This window comes from Ectothiorhodospira sp. BSL-9, assembly GCF_001632845.1.
GTDB lineage: Bacteria > Pseudomonadota > Gammaproteobacteria > Ectothiorhodospirales > Ectothiorhodospiraceae > Ectothiorhodospira.
Genome location: NZ_CP011994.1, coordinates 761,465 through 777,731, shown reverse-complemented (window position 1 = coordinate 777,731; position 16,267 = coordinate 761,465). Strand labels below are relative to the sequence as shown.

Annotated in this window: 14 protein-coding genes and 1 pseudogene; 12 read left to right on the top strand and 3 right to left on the bottom strand. The window is 65.4% G+C overall.

Annotated elements, in window-relative coordinates; translation table 11 throughout:
• Positions 1-2: 2 nt before the first annotated feature.
• From ECTOBSL9_RS03890 to ECTOBSL9_RS03880, 3 genes are all read left to right on the top strand, one after another.
• The gene (locus ECTOBSL9_RS03890; RefSeq protein WP_063463959.1) at positions 3-437 is read left to right on the top strand and encodes a hypothetical protein; all 435 of its coding nucleotides are present in this window, start codon (positions 3-5) and stop codon (positions 435-437) included.
• Positions 438-660: 223 nt separating this feature from the next.
• On the top strand, positions 661-1,332 hold the full coding sequence (locus ECTOBSL9_RS03885; RefSeq protein ID WP_063463958.1) for a hypothetical protein: 672 nt from the start codon (positions 661-663) through the stop codon (positions 1,330-1,332).
• Between the two features lie 230 nt (positions 1,333-1,562).
• Entirely contained in the window at positions 1,563-2,093 is a 531-nt protein-coding gene (locus ECTOBSL9_RS03880) for a molecular chaperone (protein WP_063463957.1), read from the top strand.
• Between the two features lie 6 nt (positions 2,094-2,099).
• Here ECTOBSL9_RS03880 and bioD read toward each other — a convergent pair whose 3' ends face one another.
• Together bioD and ECTOBSL9_RS03870 are read right to left on the bottom strand one after the other, a co-directional pair.
• Positions 2,100-2,792, bottom strand: coding sequence for a dethiobiotin synthase (gene bioD / locus ECTOBSL9_RS03875; protein WP_371258998.1), 693 nt, complete (start codon positions 2,790-2,792; stop codon positions 2,100-2,102).
• A gap of 42 nt (positions 2,793-2,834) precedes the next feature.
• Positions 2,835-3,731 (bottom strand): phosphoribosylaminoimidazolesuccinocarboxamide synthase, encoded by an 897-nt coding sequence (locus tag ECTOBSL9_RS03870; RefSeq protein WP_063465991.1) that lies wholly within the window; start codon positions 3,729-3,731, stop codon positions 2,835-2,837.
• Between the two features lie 154 nt (positions 3,732-3,885).
• On the opposite strand from ECTOBSL9_RS03870, the gene purE reads away from it, so the two are divergent.
• The 6 genes from purE (at position 3,886) to trpE (ending at position 9,149) form a co-directional block, all read left to right on the top strand.
• A complete protein-coding gene (gene purE / locus ECTOBSL9_RS03865; RefSeq protein ID WP_063463955.1) occupies positions 3,886-4,386 on the top strand; it encodes a 5-(carboxyamino)imidazole ribonucleotide mutase in 501 nt (166 codons plus the stop codon).
• Entirely contained in the window at positions 4,383-5,525 is a 1,143-nt protein-coding gene (locus tag ECTOBSL9_RS03860; RefSeq protein ID WP_063463954.1) for a 5-(carboxyamino)imidazole ribonucleotide synthase, read from the top strand. The genes purE and ECTOBSL9_RS03860 overlap by 4 nt, the downstream gene beginning before the upstream one ends.
• Positions 5,473-6,132 (top strand): class I SAM-dependent methyltransferase, encoded by a 660-nt coding sequence (locus ECTOBSL9_RS03855; RefSeq protein WP_082829721.1) that lies wholly within the window; start codon positions 5,473-5,475, stop codon positions 6,130-6,132. Before ECTOBSL9_RS03860 ends, ECTOBSL9_RS03855 begins: the two co-directional genes overlap by 53 nt.
• Before the next feature lie 146 nt (positions 6,133-6,278).
• Entirely contained in the window at positions 6,279-6,968 is a 690-nt protein-coding gene (gene rpe, locus ECTOBSL9_RS03850) for a ribulose-phosphate 3-epimerase (protein WP_063463952.1), read from the top strand.
• An 8-nt stretch (positions 6,969-6,976) separates the two neighbouring features.
• Positions 6,977-7,657: a phosphoglycolate phosphatase gene (locus tag ECTOBSL9_RS03845; RefSeq protein ID WP_063463951.1), complete on the top strand. Its 681-nt coding sequence runs from the start codon at positions 6,977-6,979 to the stop codon at positions 7,655-7,657.
• Positions 7,658-7,670: 13 nt separating this feature from the next.
• Positions 7,671-9,149, top strand: coding sequence for an anthranilate synthase component I (gene trpE / locus ECTOBSL9_RS03840; protein WP_063463950.1), 1,479 nt, complete (start codon positions 7,671-7,673; stop codon positions 9,147-9,149).
• A 58-nt stretch (positions 9,150-9,207) separates the two neighbouring features.
• Here trpE and ECTOBSL9_RS03835 read toward each other — a convergent pair whose 3' ends face one another.
• Positions 9,208-9,408 (bottom strand): hypothetical protein, encoded by a 201-nt coding sequence (locus ECTOBSL9_RS03835; protein ID WP_205631991.1) that lies wholly within the window; start codon positions 9,406-9,408, stop codon positions 9,208-9,210.
• A gap of 358 nt (positions 9,409-9,766) precedes the next feature.
• Between ECTOBSL9_RS03835 and treY the strand changes: the two genes are divergently transcribed.
• The 3 genes and pseudogenes from treY to ECTOBSL9_RS03820 all read left to right on the top strand — a co-directional run bounded on the left by treY (position 9,767) and on the right by ECTOBSL9_RS03820 (position 16,246).
• The gene (treY, locus tag ECTOBSL9_RS03830; RefSeq protein ID WP_063463949.1) at positions 9,767-12,505 is read left to right on the top strand and encodes a malto-oligosyltrehalose synthase; all 2,739 of its coding nucleotides are present in this window, start codon (positions 9,767-9,769) and stop codon (positions 12,503-12,505) included.
• A 128-nt stretch (positions 12,506-12,633) separates the two neighbouring features.
• A pseudogene (gene treZ, locus ECTOBSL9_RS03825) lies at positions 12,634-14,426 on the top strand (malto-oligosyltrehalose trehalohydrolase).
• Entirely contained in the window at positions 14,423-16,246 is a 1,824-nt protein-coding gene (locus ECTOBSL9_RS03820) for a glycoside hydrolase family 15 protein (RefSeq protein ID WP_063463948.1), read from the top strand. The pseudogene treZ and the gene ECTOBSL9_RS03820 overlap by 4 nt, the downstream one beginning before the upstream one ends.
• Positions 16,247-16,267 lie beyond the last annotated feature (21 nt).

Sequence of the window (16,267 nt, the reverse complement as noted above, 5' to 3'; positions counted from 1 at the left end):
GAATGACCGAGCAGATGAAGAACCCCCACGAGATGTCGTCTGAAGAACTCTTTGCGCTGGCGCGTCAGCGTGAAGAACAGGAGGCCGCCGAGAAGGAAGAGGCCCGTCGTGAGGAGCGTGAGGCCCTGCGTGAGAAACGCCGTGAATTGGTGAAGCAGCATCGCAAGGAACTGGCAGCGCTGGATCGGGAAATCAGAAAGCTGGGTGGCCGTGTCAGCGGTCGTGGCAATGGTGCCGGTCGCGCCGCTTCCGAAGCGGGTCCCAGCCAGGTGCTGTGCCAGATCGTATCCAATCAGGGCGAGATGACCATCAGTGAGATTCGTGCTCAGGCGGAGCAGGCCGGTCTGAACGTCAAGAACATCAGCCAGACCCTGGGCTACCTGAAGCGCCAGGGCAAGCTGGACTCACCGCGTCGCGGCGTTTATCGGGCCGCCTGAACGACCGATGGGTGAAGCCGCCGGGCCGGCCCAGGGGGCGGTCCGCGGTGCTTGACTTCGGGTGCAGCATTCGCTTTCCAGATGAGATAGAATGCGCGCCCACGAATGGCGACACCCATCAATTGACATGCATATGCGTTAGCAGGAGTGATATGTGAACCAAGCAGAATCAGAATTACAGCTGAAAGTCTGGAAAGAACTTGCCGTCAGCAAGCAAGTACTGATGAAGGGCGCAACAGACGCCCTGGGTCTGGACCCGGATTGCAGTGCCGACGAACTCAAGGTCGCCCTGGATGTTGCCATCCAGAAGGGTAACGAAGCAGACCGCAAGATCAAGCAGACCAATGAGCAGGCCAAGGAAGCCATCGACGCCATGGAGAAGAAGGTGAAGGCCAGTGAAAAGGCCCAGAAGCAGGCGGAAGCCGCCCGCGTCGAGGCCCAGGCCAAGCTGGAAAGCGGGGAACAGGACATGGCCGCAGAGCGTGTGGCCCACACCAAGGAAATGAAGGCCATCAAGGCTTCTCTGGTGGAAAAGGAAAAGGCCCTCAAGGCGATCAACAAGTCGCTGGCCGATACCCCCGAAAACGTGGTCAAGAAGCTCAAGCAGCTCAAGAAGCAGAAGAACGAAGAGTCGGATGCCCGCAAGCAGGTGGAGGCTCAGCTCAGCACTTTGCGCAAGGACAAGCGGGAGGCCGACGAAAAACTCACGCAGCTACAGGCAGTCCTGGAAGGCAGTGCAAAACTGGCCGAACAATATCGCGAGTTGCGCAAGGTGTCTGAATCCCTGATTGAGCAGGTGAAGGCCAGCGGTGAACAGGCGCCTGAACTGCCCGAGATGGATGAGCAGGTGCTGGAGGCCGTCGAGCAGGCTGCTGAGGCCACCAAGGCCTCCTGATTCCCGATACGTCTCTCTTCTGGAACCGCAACCTTGCCGTGGCGGTTCCTCTTTCTTGACCCGGCTCAACATCCGGAGCGTTTTCGATTTTCCTCCCGTTAGCCCCGGTCGCATAGTCGTGGCCTGCGGCCAGGATCGGGCTCGGGGTGAGGCTACCTCTCCCGGCTCATGGTTCCGCAGGTTGATTGATGCCTGACGGCCGTGAGTGGCCGCCGTATGGAAATCGACTGATGGTAAACGACTTGCCCGGTGATGAACTGGATGTGGACGAGCTCTGCATACTGAGTGGATTGCTCTCGCCGCCCACCCAGGAGACCGTTGATGCGCTGGAGGAAATGGCCAGGGGCTGGTCCTGGCTGTCACCCGCGGTCATGGAGATTCGTCATCTGGGGCTCCCGGCCTTGCGCCGGGAGTACGATCGCCTGTTGGTGACGGATGACTGCCCTGCCCGGGAATCGGCCTGGAGTTCACAGGTTCTGGCGGGCGGAGGGACGAATCTGGAACGCCTGTATCGCCAGGCAGGGATCTCCCTGCAGGGGCGCGAGCCCGATTCCCTGGCCATGGAGCTCATCTACGCGGCCTGGTATCTGGAGCAGGATCTATCCAATGCACCGGCTGGCTGGCGGGTGATCTGGCATCATCTCTCGGGCTGGGTGCCTCCCTTCGCCCGGTGTCTGCAATCCCAGGCTGAGGTGGAGCTCTACCGCGCCCTGGGGGCGCGGTTGGAGATGCTGTTCAGCGAGCGAAACACCAGGCATTGAGGGAGCTTACAAAATGCCCCTCACCCAGTCGGCCAGTCCATCCAGGTCCGATGGCAGTTCCCCGTCCTCCACCGCCGCAAACGACCAGGTAGGTACCTGCAGTCTGCGCGCCAGATCCTGCCGGTTATCCATTCCCTCCGGACCCGGTCCGGCGCAGTCATTGAGCACGACTCCGGCCAGGTGCAGCTGACGGCGCTTGATGGCCTCGGCGGTCAGCAGGATGTGATTGAGCACCCCCAGCCGATCGGGGGCCACCAGCAGCACCGGCAGGCCCAGGCGCATGGCCAGGTCGGCATTGAGGCCGTCCTCCGCCAGAGGCGACAGGAAGCCGCCAGCCCCTTCCACCAGTCGGAATCCTTCCTCTCCCGGTGTGGGCTGGCAGGCGGATTCCAGCGCATCCAGCATGATCCGGGTGCGTGCCAGGCGCGCGGCCCGGTCCGGTGCCAGGGCATGGGCAAAGCGCCACGGCGTGATTTGCTCCAGACTGCCGCCTCCTGCGGCCTCCATGAGTCGCGCTCCATCCTCCGGCCACAGCCCCCCATGCTCTTCCCGGCAACCCGATTCCACGGGCTTGCGGGGGGTGACGTTCACACCCCGGGCCCGCAAGGCCCGCAGGAGGGCGCAGCCCACAACCGTCTTGCCCACGCCGGTATCGGTGCCGGTAACGAAAAGCCCTGTGCCGGACATGAGACTGCTCATGGTTTCCTGCCTCCTGGTTCTTTTCAGCCGAACGTCTGGCCGTCAGCCTGCCAGTGTCTGCCCCGTCAGCCGCTCCAGGGCCTCCTGGTAGCGAGCTGCCACCTGAGAGACCACTTCCTCGGGTAGCGTTGGACCCGGGTCGGTCTTGTCCCAGTCCAGGGTTTCCAGGTAGTCGCGCAGATACTGCTTGTCGAAGGAGGGCGGGCTCATCCCGGGTGCATAGGTGTCCGCTGGCCAGAAACGCGAGGAGTCAGGCGTGAGGGCCTCGTCAATCAGATGCAGTACGCCCTGTTCATCCAGGCCGAACTCGAACTTGGTGTCGGCAATGATGATGCCGCGCTCCAGGGCGTGGGCCGCCGCCTCCTTATAGAGGGCCAGGGCCGTGTCCCGAACCTGGGCCGCCACCTCGGGGCCCAGGGTGCGTTCCGTGTGGGCATAGTCCACGTTCTCGTCGTGGGCGCCCACCTCCGCCTTGGTGGAGGGGGTATAGATGGGCTCGGGCAGCCGGTCGGCCATTTTCAGGCCGGGGGGCAGGGTGATGCCGCACACCGTGCCGTCGGCCTGGTAGCTCTTCCAGCCCGAGCCGATAAGATAGCCGCGCACCACCGCCTCCACAGGCAGGGCCTTGAGACGTTTCACCACCACGCTGCGCCCTTGTAGCGGCGCACGCTCGGCGGCATCAGGGATCACATCCGCCAGGGTGAGCGCGCAGAGCTGGTTGGGCACCACGTGAGAGAGGCGGTCAAACCAGAATGCGGAGATCTGTGTGAGCACGCGGCCCTTGTCCGGGATGGGCGTGGGCAGGATCACGTCGAAGGCCGACAGGCGGTCGGTGGTGACGATGAGCATGTGATGGTCATCCACAGCGTAGATATCACGCACCTTGCCCTTGTGGATCAGGGGCAGGGACGACACTTGGCTTTCAAACAGGGCAGGCATGGAGGCTTCGCACAAATGTGGATCAGGCACGCAGTGTACGACCTGCCGTGAGCGGATGCACCCGCCGGCTGTCGCGCGTGACCGCCCCCGCCAATATCTTGTATCTTTGGAATTTTATCTTTCAACTCAAACCCGGTTCCATTACCCTTCGCCGATGCCAAATCAATCCCCCATCGTGGGCGTGGTGATGGGCAGCCAGAGCGACTGGCCCGTCATGCAGCACGCCGTCAATCAGCTGCACGCCTTTGGCGTGCCTCACGAGGCCCGCGTGGTTTCGGCCCACCGTACCCCGGACCTGCTGTTCGAGTACGCGGAGCAGGCCGCCGAGCGGGGGCTTCGCTGCATCATCGCTGGTGCGGGTGGCGCCGCCCACCTGCCGGGCATGCTGGCGGCCAAGACCACCGTGCCGGTGCTGGGTGTACCGGTGCCCTCCCGCTATCTCAAGGGGGAGGACTCCCTGCTTTCCATTGTGCAAATGCCCAAGGGCATCCCCGTGGCCACCTTCGCCATCGGCGAGGCGGGGGCTGCCAACGCCGGGCTGTTTGCTGTCTCCATGCTGGCCACCGATGACGCGGCGCTGGCGGAGCAACTGGCCCGCTTCCGTGCCGAGCAGCGCGACACGGTGCTGGCCATGCAACTGCCGCCGTCGTCATGATCCTGCCTGGCCACACTCTGGGGATGCTGGGCGGCGGCCAGCTGGGCCGCATGTTCACCGTGGCCGCACGCACGCTGGGCTATCGCGTGATGGTGCTGGACCCGGATCCGGGCAGTCCGGCCGGTCGCATGGCCGATGATCATGTGCACGCCGCCTACGGGGATGGCTGGGCCCTGGATCAACTGGCACAGCGTTGCGCCGCCATCACCACCGAGTTCGAGAACATCCCCGCCGACACCCTGCGCTACCTGGCCGGCAATGTGCCGGTGCGCCCGGGTGCAGAGGCCCTGGAGCACACCCAGAATCGGGCCCGGGAAAAGCACATGATCCGCCGCGCCGGGCTGGCCACCGCCCCCTTCGAGGTGGTGGAGTCGGTGGAGCAGGTGGAGGCGGCCTTCCAGTCCGTGGGTGGCCCCGCGATCCTCAAGCGTGCCGCCCTGGGCTACGACGGCAAGGGGCAGATCCCCGTGGACAGTGCCGAGGCCTGCCGCCAGGCCTTCGAGCGGCTCGGGCGCGTGCCCTGTGTGCTGGAGCAAAAGCTGGACCTGGCCGTGGAGGTTTCGGTGGTGCTCAGCCGTGGCAGCGATGGCGCCTGCCAGTGTTATCCGGTGGCCGAGAACATTCATCGGGGCGGCATCCTGCACATGAGCATCGTCCCTGCCCGGGTGCCGGATGCCACGGTCCGCGAGGCCTGCGAGGCGGCCATCGCCCTGGCCGTGGCCCTGGATTACGTGGGCCTGATGGCCGTGGAATTCTTCATCACCACCGACGGTCAGTTGCTGGTGAACGAGGTGGCCCCGCGCCCCCACAACAGCGGTCACTTCACCCTGGATGCCTGCGTCACCTCCCAGTTCGAGCAGCAGGTCCGGGCGGTGTGCGGTCTGCCCTTTGGCGACACCCGCCTGCTTTCGCCCGTGGTGATGGTCAATCTGCTCGGGGACCTGTGGGTGGATGGGGAGCCCGACTGGGGGCGCCTGCTGTCCCACCCGAGCGCCAAGTTGCACCTCTACGGCAAGGAAGAGGCCCGCCCTGGCCGCAAGATGGGACATTTCTGCGTCCTGGACACCGAGCAGGACAGGGCCATCGATGACGCAGAACGATTGTTCGGTGAATTACTGGCCGGACAGACGGACGACTGACCCCCCGGAGCCCACCTTGGAACGCGCCCAGTACATCCAGTCCTTGCGGGAGGACATCACGTTCTCAGAGACCCTGCGCGGACACACCCTTGATTACCGAACCACCTGGGGCCTGTTCTCGCCCCGGGGAATAGACGCCGGCACCCGCCTGCTGCTGGATCACATGGAAGTCCAGGAGACCGACGACTGCTTTGATCTGGGCTGCGGTTATGGCCCCATCGGCCTCACCCTGGCTCGCCTGGCGCCCAAGGGTCAGACCATGCTGGTGGACAAGGACTTCGTGGCCGTGGAGTACACCAATACCAATGCGGCCCGCAACGGCATCACCAACGCCGAGGCCTTCCTCAGCAACGGGTTTTCCCATGCGGGGGATCGCCGCTTTCACCTGGTGACCTCCAACCTCCCCGCCAAGGTGGGCAAGGAGATGCTCTACCTCTACCTGTACGATGCCTTCGAGCACCTTCATCCGGGGGGGCGCATCTACGTGGTCACCATCACCGGCCTGCGCCGCTTCATTGAGCGTGCCTTCAAGGAAGTCTTTGGTCACTACGACAAGGTGAAGCAGGGCCGGGAATACACCGTGGCCATGGCCCGCAAGCCCGAGTGATGAATCACCGCCCCGCCCATGGGGCATTTGAGTACCGGGTTAATTTTCCCGGCGCCATAAGGTACATTGCCCGAACCACCGAGGAAGTCATACCGACATAACTAACGATACCGCCAACGGGTATCACCGATAACGAGGCAAGACCCATGGCCCAAGCCGATCTGATTGCACCGTCCATCCTGTCCGCCGACTTTGCCCGTCTGGGCGAAGAGGTGACCCACGTGCTGGCGGCCGGCGCTGACATCGTCCACTTTGACGTGATGGACAACCACTATGTCCCCAACCTCACCATCGGCCCGCTGGTCTGCGAAGCCCTGCGCAAGCATGGGGTCACCGCCCCCATCGATGTGCACCTGATGGTGAAGCCGGTGGACCGCATCATCCCGGACTTTGCCAAGGCGGGTGCTGACTACATCACCTTTCATCCGGAGGCCTCCGATCACATCGATCGCAGCCTGCAGCTGATCCGCTCCGAGGGCTGCAAGGCCGGTCTGGTGTTCAACCCTGCCACCCCCCTGTCCTACCTGGACTACGTGATGGACAAGGTGGACATGATCCTGCTGATGTCCGTGAACCCCGGTTTTGGGGGGCAGAGTTTCATCCCTGCCACCCTGGACAAGCTGCGCGAGGCCCGCCGTCGTATCGACGAGTCCGGTCTGGACATCCGTCTGGAGATCGATGGCGGCGTCAAGGCCGACAACATCGCCGAGATCAAGGCCGCGGGCGCCGACACCTTTGTGGCGGGATCGGCCATCTTCGGCGCCGCACGCAGCGAAGACCCCCATCATTACGACAGCATCATCAACAAGATGCGCGCGGAACTGGCCAAGGCCTGAGTGCGACCATGACCCTTCAAGCCCCCAAGATGATTCTCATCGACCTGGACGGCACCCTGGTGGACAGCGTGCCTGATCTGGCCTTCAGCGTGGATCGCATGATGGAGCGCCTGGACATGCCGGTACGCGGCGAGGCCAAGGTGCGCAACTGGGTCGGTAACGGTGTCGAGCGCCTGGTCAAGCGGGCGCTCACCAACAACCTGGACGGCGAGCCGGAGCCGGCACTCTATGAGCGTGCCCTGGCGGCGTTCACCGAGATCTACCGGGAAAACAACGCCAAGCGCAGTCACCTGTACCCCGGCGTCCGGGAGGGTCTGGAGGCCCTGGCCCGGGATGATGTGCGCATCGGCTGCGTCACCAACAAACCCGCCCGCTTCACGGCGCCGCTGCTGCGGGCCATGGACATCGACCGCTATTTCGAGGTGGTGGTGGCCGGCGACACGCTGCCACAGAAAAAGCCGGACCCAGCCCCCTTGCTGTTTGCCGCGGAGCAGTTCGATGTGGCACCGGAGGACGCCCTGATGGTGGGCGACTCGCGCAGTGATGTGACGGCTGCCCGAGCTGCCGGATTTGCCATCGTCTGCGTCAGCTATGGCTACAACCATGGCGGCGATATCCGCGAGCAGCGCCCCGACGCGGTGATTGATAGCCTCACCGAACTGCCCGACCTCATGGCTCGGACCGCCTGATGACGAATCCCCGATGACCCCTGAACACTTCGACCACCTGATCTCCCAGGGCTATAACCGAATCCCGCTGGTGCGGGAGGTGCTGGCCGACCTGGACACCCCCTTGAGTGTCTACATGAAGCTGGCGGCCAAGCCGTATTCCTGTTTGCTGGAATCGGTGCAGGGGGGCGAGAAGTGGGGGCGTTATTCCTTCATCGGCCTGCCGGCCCGCAAGGTGGTGCGGGTCACGGGCAAGGAGGTTCAGGTAGAGGAGGGCGGTGAGGTCACCGAGTCCCTGCGGGTGGATGATCCCTTGCAGTGGCTTGAGTCCTTCCAGGCCCGTTATCGGGTGCCGGACCTGCCGGATCTGCCCCGCTTCAGCGGAGGCCTGGTGGGCTATTTCGGTTACGACACCATCGGCTACATCGAGCCGCGCCTGGCCGATGGCGACAAGGCCGACCCCCTGGGGGTGCCCGACATCCTGCTCATGGTCTGCGATGAGGTGGTAGCCTACGACAACCTGGCCGGACGGCTGTACCTGGTGGTGCATGCCGGCCCCGGCGAGCGGGAGGCAGGCGAGCGCCGGCTGGACGCATTGCAGGCCGAATTGCGCCAGGCCTCGGCCAGTCCCGGGGTGCCCGGGAGCACTCGCCGGGTGCAGGAGTCGGATTTCGTGTCCGGCTTCACCGAGGCCGGGTTCAAAGAGGCCGTGGAGCGCTGCAAGCGCTATATCGTCGATGGCGACGTCATGCAGGTGGTGCTCTCGCAGCGTTTGTCCATCCCCTACAGCGCTCGCCCGCTGGACCTTTATCGGGCCCTGCGCAGCCTCAACCCTTCGCCTTACATGTTCTATCTGGACCTGGGTGACCACCACGTGGTCGGCTCCTCGCCGGAGATCCTGGTGCGCCTGGAGGACGACGTGGTCACCGTGCGCCCCATCGCCGGCACCCGCCCCCGGGGCGAGGACGAGGCCGCCGACCGGGCCCTGGAACAGGACCTGCTGGCCGACCCCAAGGAGCTGGCCGAGCACCTGATGCTCATCGACCTGGGCCGTAACGACGCGGGCCGCGTCTCACAGATTGGCAGTGTGGCCCTCACCGAGCGCATGGTGGTGGAGCGTTATTCCCACGTGATGCACATCGTCTCCAACGTGACCGGACGCCTGCGCCCGGGCCTGAGCGCCATGGACGTGCTGCGCGCCACCTTCCCGGCAGGCACCGTAAGCGGTGCCCCCAAGATCCGCGCCATGGAGATCATCCACGAACTGGAGCCGGTGAAGCGGGGCATCTACTCCGGCTCAGTGGGTTACTGGTCCTGGCAAGGCAACATGGACACGGCCATCGCCATCCGCACGGCGGTGATCAAGGACGAAACCCTGCACATCCAGGCCGGCGCCGGCATCGTCCACGACTCCCTCCCCGACAACGAATGGGCCGAAACCATGAACAAGGGCCGCGCCATTTTCCGCGCCGTGGCCATGGTGGAGGCCGGGCTGGAGGTTCAGTCCGGCTGAGGCATTGCTCACCAGACCGAATCGATGAGACTGCTCTGGCGAAGTTTTGTGTCGGCTGTTACAAGCTGGCCGCTATGATCCGGTCGGCTGGATCGCTGTTGATGTCCGTCCCAAAGTTCACCGACAACTCGGCAATCTCCGGTGAGATGATCAAGGCCCGGTTCTCATCCGCTCGTGCAATTGCAAGCTTGGCCTTGTCAGTCAACCGGTCCCGGTCCAGGGCGTCCCACACGATGGCACAGGTGTCGAGAAGGATCACTGCATGGCATCCCACTCAGCGCCTGTGGGGCTGGTGACATCGTGAGTCCTGGCGGTGGCAGCCAGCTCATCAAGGCGCTTCCTGGCCAATTCCCTTTTGTCGATGGGTGGGGGGAGGCACTGTGCTGGCCCTCGCCCCTCACCCCAACCCCTCTCCCCTGAGGGGAGAGGGGCTTGTAACGTATCTTTCATCATCTGGGGTGACTCACCACCGTGATGCATGAGCGTTAGGTCGAAAGTGGGAAAAACACCAGGGGGTCTTCCCACCAGCGGATACGGCGCCTCAGCAATCCTCCCCTTCCCAGATAGGGGCTGGCCATGCATATTAGAGGCCTCGAACAGGTCACCCCGGGCGCCCCATGGCCAAGACTCCCGCCGCCACCTATCGCCTGCAACTGAGACCGGATTTCACCCTGGACGATGCCGCTGCCCAGGTGCCCTACCTGGCCAGGCTGGGCATCAGTCACGTCTATCTCTCCCCCTGCCTGCAGGCCACCCCCGGCAGCACCCATGGCTACGACGTGGTGGACCCCTCCCGGGTGAACGCGGAGTTGGGGGGCGAGCCTGCCCGCCAGCGCCTCTGCCAGGCCCTCAAGGCCCATGGCATGAGCCAGGTGCTGGATATTGTCCCCAACCACATGGCGGTGGCCGGCGACCAGAACCCCTGGTGGTGGGACGTGCTGGAAAACGGCCCCGCCAGCCGCTATGCCCCGTATTTCGATGTGGACTGGGAGGCTTCGGAGGAGCGCTGGCCCAACAAGGTGCTGCTGCCGGTGCTGGGGGACCACTATGGCCGCATCCTGGAAAACAGCGAGTTGGAAGTCCGTTTCCAGGCAGGCCACTTCACCCTGAATTACCACGAGCACAGCTTCCCGCTGGACCCCTGGTCGCTGGCCGGCATCCTGGGGGGCGCCCACCAGGACAGCGGCAGCGAACTGCTGGGCTTTCTGGCGGAATCCTGCGCCCGCCTGCCACGTCCGGGCTCGGCCACCGGCGGCCAGCGGGAACGGCGTCACCGGGACAAGGCGGTGATCCACCAATTGCTGGCCGGCGCCTGCCGCGACGAACCGGATGCCCAGGCGGCCATCCTGGCCCGGGTGGACCGCATCAACCGGGACCCGGACACCCTGGACGCCCTCATCGAACACCAGAACTACCGCCTGGCCTGGTGGCGCACCGCCGACCGGGATCTGGGTTACCGGCGTTTCTTCGACATCAAGGATCTGGCCGGCCTGCGGGTGGAGGACGAGGAGGTCTTCGAGGCCATTCATCAGCTGCCTCTGCGCTGGTATCAGGAGGGCAGTGTGCAAGGCCTGCGCATCGATCATCCGGATGGATTGCGCGACCCGGCCCAGTACTTTCAGCGACTGGCCCAGGCCTGCCCCGGGGCCTGGGTGGTGGCGGAAAAGATCCTCGAGCCCGGCGAACAGCTGCCCGAGGACTGGCCCATCGCCGGCACCACCGGCTATGACTTCCTCAACCGTGTGCAGGGCCTGTGGGTGGACCCGGCGGGCGAAGCGCCGCTGACGGCCCTTTGGGTAGAACTGACCGGCGAGACCGAGCCCTTCGGGGATCAGGTCTATCAGGCCAAGCGCCAGGTGCTGCAGGATCTGCTGGGCAGCGAACTGAACCGCCTCACCTCCCTGTTCGTCAGCATCTGCGAGGGTCAGCGCCGCCACCGGGACTACACCCGGCATCAGCTCCAGCAGGTGTTGCTGGAGGCGGCCTGCTGCTTCCCCGTGTATCGCAGCTATGTGCGCGCTGGCGAGCCTGCCCTCCCCATGGATCACGAGCACATCCAGCAGGCCCTGACCCAGGTGAAGGCGCGGCGATCCGACCTGGATGTGGAACTGCTCGATTTTCTCCAGGCCCTGCTCACCCTGACCCGCGAGGGTACCCTGGAGACGGAACTGGCGCTGCGCTTCCAGCAGCTCACTGGTCCAGCCATGGCCAAGGGGGTGGAGGACACCGTGTTCTACCGCCACCACCGGCTGATCGCCCTGAACGAGGTAGGCGGCGACCCGGGCCGGTTCGGTCTCCCACTCGAGGACTTCCATGCGGCCTGCGCCGAGGCCCATCGCCGCCACCCCCAGGCCATGCTGGCCACCTCCACCCACGACACCAAGCGCAGCGAGGACGTGCGCGCTCGCCTGTGCCTGCTCTCGGAGGTGCCCGAGGGCTGGGATGCGGCCGTCAGGGGGTTCATGGCTCACAACGCCCGGCACCGCTCACCAGAGGGGCCCGGTCCCGCCATCGAGTATCTGTACTACCAGACCCTGGTGGGTATCTGGCCCGGTCAGGTGGATGAACAGGCCACCAGGGCGCTGCTACCCCGTCTGCAGGGTTTCATGGAAAAGGCCGCCAGAGAGGCCAGGCAGCACACCTCCTGGACCCGCAACAACCTGGAATACGAGCAGGCCGTGCAGCAGTTCGTCAAGGCCACGCTGAATGATGAAGCCTTCCTGCGGCAGGTGCAGGCCTTCGTGGCCCCCCTGATCGAACCGGGACGGGTGAACAGTCTGGCCCAGACCCTGATCAAGCTGACAGCACCCGGGGTTCCGGATATCTATCAGGGCACGGAGCTGTGGGATCTGAGCATGGTGGACCCGGACAATCGCCGCGAGGTGGATTTTGCCGCAAGGCAGCGGTTGCTGGAGGTGTGCCGAGCCAGCCCCACGCCCGAGCGCATTCTTGAAGATATGGAAGCGGGCCTGCCCAAACTCTGGGTAACCCATCAGACCCTGGTCCTGCGGGCCCATCATCCACACTGGTTCAATGATCAGGCCGGGTATGGTCCGCTGCATGCCAAGGGGGACCGGCAGGATCATGTGGTCGCCTACCGGCGCGGGCCGGATCCGGGCGGGGCTGATCATGCCGAGGGCGTGGTGGTCATCGCGCCACGCCTCGCCCTGCGTCTGGGCGGGGCATGGTCCGACACCCGGCTGACCCTGCCCAGGGGGCGCTGGTACCACTGGCTCACCGGCGACACCCTGGAGGGCGGCGAGCACACAGTGGCGGACCTGCTGGCGCGCTTTCCCGTGGCACTGCTTGCGTCGGCACCGCCCCCGGCACCCGGGCAGAATCGAGAGTCCAGCTGACGCTCATGCATCACGGTGGCGAGTCATCACCGGTGATGAACGATACAAGCCCCTCTCCCCCGGGGGAGAGGGGAGTATTTGTAGCTGAATGGGTCGTTTCATTTTAAGGCAACCGGTTGACAACCCAAATGAATATTCTCCGTGTCTGGGCCCCCCGCGCCCATCAGGTCGATCTGGACTGCCAGGGTGAACGCCGCCCCCTGAAGCCCCTGGGTGACGGCTGGTGGTCCGGCGGCGGGCCACTGACCCATGGCACCGACTACGCCTTCCTCGTGGACGGCGAAGGGCCTTTCCCGGACCCCCGCTCCCCCTGGCAACCCCAGGGGGTGCATGGGCCATCCCGCTGGTTGGATCATGACCGCTTCACCTGGCAGGACGCGGGCTGGCAGGCACCGCCCCTGGCCAGTGCCGTGATCCAGGAGATCCACGTGGGGACCTACACCCCTGAGGGCACCTTCGAGGCCATCATCCCCCGACTGGATCATCTGCGAGGCCTGGGCATCACCCATGTGGAACTCATGCCCGTGGCCGCCTTTCCGGGCCGGCAGGGCTGGGGCTATGACGGTGCGGCCCTGTTTGCCCCCACGAACCCTATGGTGGCCCCGAGGGGCTCAAGCGCCTGGTGGACGCCTGCCATGGCAAGGGCCTGGCCGTGCTGCTGGACGTGGTCTACAACCATCTGGGGCCCAGCGGCAACTATCTGGGGCAGTTCGGCCCCTACTTCACCGATGCCTATCACACCCCCTGGGGGGATGCCGTCAACCTGGACCGGGCCGACAGCCCCCAGGTGCGCCGGTTCTTCCTGGACAACGCCCTGCACTGGCTGGAGCACTATCACATGGATGGTCTGCGCATTGACGCGGTGCACGCCATCATCGATACCTCCGCCCTGCATTTTCTGGAGACGCTCGCTGAAGAGGTGGACCGATTGCAGGCCCGTCTGGGCCGCCACCTCACCCTGATCGCCGAGAGCGACCTGAACGACCCGCGCATCCTCCGCCCCCGGGCCGTAGGCGGCTTCGGGCTGCATGCCCAGTGGAATGAGGATTTCCATCACGCCCTGCATGCCGCCCTGACCGGGGAACGTCAGGGCTATTACGAGGACTTCGGCGACCTGGCGCATCTGAGTCGTGCGGTAACCCGGGGATTCTGCTATGCCGGGCAGTATTCCACTTACCGGCGCCGCCATCACGGCCGCAGCGCCGCCGATCTGCCGGGGCGCTGTTTCGTGGGGTGCCTGCAGAATCATGACCAGATCGGCAACCGGGCCGTGGGTGATCGCAGCACCCAGCTCCTGTCCACCGGCCTGCTCAAGGTGGGCGCGGCCATCGTGCTCACCGCCCCCTTCGTGCCCATGCTGTTCCAGGGGGAAGAGTGGGGTGCAGGGACGCCGTTTTTGTACTTCACCGATCACCAGGAGCCGGAGCTGGCCGAGGCCGTGAGGGAAGGGCGCCGCCGGGAGTTCGCTGCCTTCGGCTGGGACCCGGAGCAGGTCCCCGATCCCCAGGCACGGGAGACCTTTGAACGCTCACGTCTGGACTGGGAAGAGCCTGACCGTGAGCCGCACCGGGACCTGCTGCAATGGCACCGGGACCTGATTCATCTGCGCCGGCATCATCCCGCCTTCGGCGACGACCGGCTGGACCGGGTGACGGCCCACGGCGATGAGCAGGCCCGCTGGTGGATGATGTCCCGCCCCGGTATCTTGGTGGCCTGCAACCTGGCCCCCGCAGGGCAACGGGTACCGTTGCCGGAGGAGGCCGGCGGCGTGCTGCTTTCCTCGGCGCCGGGGGTGACCGTCGAGGCCGGCGGCGTGTATCTGCCAGAAGAGTCGGTGGTCATCCTGCAAACACCCGACCCGGATCACTCCCTTCTCCCTGTCCACCCTCCGCACACCCACAAAAACCAGAACACACCATGACCCATCAGGAAAAACCCATCACCCGCCGCGGCCATTACCTCCCCATCGAGGATCATGGCCTCATCGGCGATGGCACCACTGCCGCCCTGGTGGGCCGGGACGGTGCCATCTCCTGGTTGTGTGTGCCACGTTTCGACAGTGATCCCCTGTTCTGCGGCCTGCTGGACCACGAACAGGGGGGCGACTTCAGCGTGGCCCCCGAGCCCTTGCTCAGCGCCTGCCACTACTATGAGCCCGATACCGGCGTGCTGGTCACCCGCATGAGCGGTCCCGACGGTACCGTGGAGGTGACCGACGCGCTTACCCTGCGGGCCAGGGCCGATCTGTCGGAAGATGCCCCGGCGGGGCGCAGTGAGTTGCTGCGTCACATCCGGGTGGTCAGTGGGAGGGTGCGCCTGCGTGTGCGGATTCACCCCCGGGGCGGGGCCCGCTGCGATCCCCATGGGGGCGGCCTGACCCTGCGGCCCGCACGTCACCCCGACCTGGAACTGCACGTTGCCTCAAGCCTGGCCCTGGAGGGGCTGGATCAGCGCTTCGACCTGCGCGCAGGGGACACCCATCACCTGGTGCTTGCCTGGGGGGCCCATGCCCACCGATACCACCTGCATCGCCCCGAGGAAACCCTGGAAGCCACCATGGAGGTCTGGCGTCGGTGGATGACCCATTTCGATTACCAGGGTCCACGGGAGGCGATGGTGCGGCGCTCCGCCATCACCCTCAAGCTCATGGACTATACCGCCACGGGTGCCATGATCGCCGCCCCCACCTCATCCCTGCCCGAGGCCCTGGGCGGGCCGCGTAACTGGGACTACCGTTATGCGTGGATCCGCGATGCTGCCTTCTCGGTCTACGCCATGGGTCGCATCGGCCTGCAGCATGAGGCGGAAGGCTTCATCGGCTGGGTGCTGGACGCGGTGGACCGGGCCGGCTGGCCCCGGGTGCTGTATGACGTGGATGGCCATGTGCCGCCCCCGGAACGGGAAGACCCGGACCTGAGCGGCTATCGCGGCGCCCGACCCGTGCGTTGGGGCAATGGCGCGGCGGAACAGCGCCAGCATGACGTGTTCGGCGAGATCCTGGATTGCGCCTACCGCTGGGTGCAGTGGGGCGGACCGCTGGACACCAGGCTCTGGGAACAGCTGCAACGCCTGGTGGAGGCCGCCGCGCGGGAATGGCGCAACCCGGATCACGGCATCTGGGAGGTGCGCACTGCGGGCCGCCCCTTCACCTATTCGGCCGCCCTGTGTGCCGTTGCTCTGGAACGTGGCGCCCGCCTGGCCGAGGCCCATCACATGCCCGGGGATGTGCAGCACTGGCGCGCCGAGGCCCGGATCATCCGCGAGGCCATCCTGGAAAGCGCCTGGGACCCTCAACTGGAATCCCTCACCGAGCACCTGGGGGGAGGCGGTCTTGATGCCAGCCTGCTGGCCCTGCCCCTGCGGGGTGTGATCCCGGCGGACCACCCGAAGATGGTGGCCACGACGGCGGCCATCGCGAAACATCTGGGCGCCGGTCATGGGCTGCTCTATCGCTACTTGCCGGAGGAATCCCCCGATGGCCTCACCGGTCACGAGGGGGCCTTCCTGCTGTGCAGTTTCTGGCTGGTGGACAACCTCGTGGGGCAGGGGCGCCACGACGAGGCCATGGAACTGTTCGACTCCCTCTGCGACCGCGCCAATCCCCTGGGGTTGCTCCCGGAGCAGATCGACCCCGCCAGCGGTGCCTTCCTGGGCAACTTCCCCCAGGCCTTCAGTCACGTGGGAGTGATTTCCAGCGCCATCAACCTGACCCGGGCAGGATTCGGTCGCTCCGCTCCATAGGGCGTATGCTATCCGCTATGC

Excerpts from the sequence above, each read along its gene's own strand:
- ECTOBSL9_RS03890 (WP_063463959.1), top strand. The coding sequence starts at position 3 with ATGACCGAGCAGATGAAGAACCCCCACGAGATGTCGTCTGAAGAACTC.
- ECTOBSL9_RS03885 (WP_063463958.1), top strand. The coding sequence starts at position 661 with ATGAAGGGCGCAACAGACGCCCTGGGTCTGGACCCGGATTGCAGTGCC.
- ECTOBSL9_RS03880 (WP_063463957.1), top strand. The coding sequence starts at position 1,563 with ATGGTAAACGACTTGCCCGGTGATGAACTGGATGTGGACGAGCTCTGC.
- bioD (WP_371258998.1), bottom strand. The coding sequence starts at position 2,792 with ATGAGCAGTCTCATGTCCGGCACAGGGCTTTTCGTTACCGGCACCGAT.
- ECTOBSL9_RS03870 (WP_063465991.1), bottom strand. The coding sequence starts at position 3,731 with ATGCCTGCCCTGTTTGAAAGCCAAGTGTCGTCCCTGCCCCTGATCCAC.
- purE (WP_063463955.1), top strand. The coding sequence starts at position 3,886 with ATGCCAAATCAATCCCCCATCGTGGGCGTGGTGATGGGCAGCCAGAGC.
- ECTOBSL9_RS03860 (WP_063463954.1), top strand. The coding sequence starts at position 4,383 with ATGATCCTGCCTGGCCACACTCTGGGGATGCTGGGCGGCGGCCAGCTG.
- ECTOBSL9_RS03855 (WP_082829721.1), top strand. The coding sequence starts at position 5,473 with ATGACGCAGAACGATTGTTCGGTGAATTACTGGCCGGACAGACGGACG.
- rpe (WP_063463952.1), top strand. The coding sequence starts at position 6,279 with ATGGCCCAAGCCGATCTGATTGCACCGTCCATCCTGTCCGCCGACTTT.
- ECTOBSL9_RS03845 (WP_063463951.1), top strand. The coding sequence starts at position 6,977 with ATGACCCTTCAAGCCCCCAAGATGATTCTCATCGACCTGGACGGCACC.
- trpE (WP_063463950.1), top strand. The coding sequence starts at position 7,671 with ATGACCCCTGAACACTTCGACCACCTGATCTCCCAGGGCTATAACCGA.
- treY (WP_063463949.1), top strand. The coding sequence starts at position 9,767 with ATGGCCAAGACTCCCGCCGCCACCTATCGCCTGCAACTGAGACCGGAT.
- ECTOBSL9_RS03820 (WP_063463948.1), top strand. The coding sequence starts at position 14,423 with ATGACCCATCAGGAAAAACCCATCACCCGCCGCGGCCATTACCTCCCC.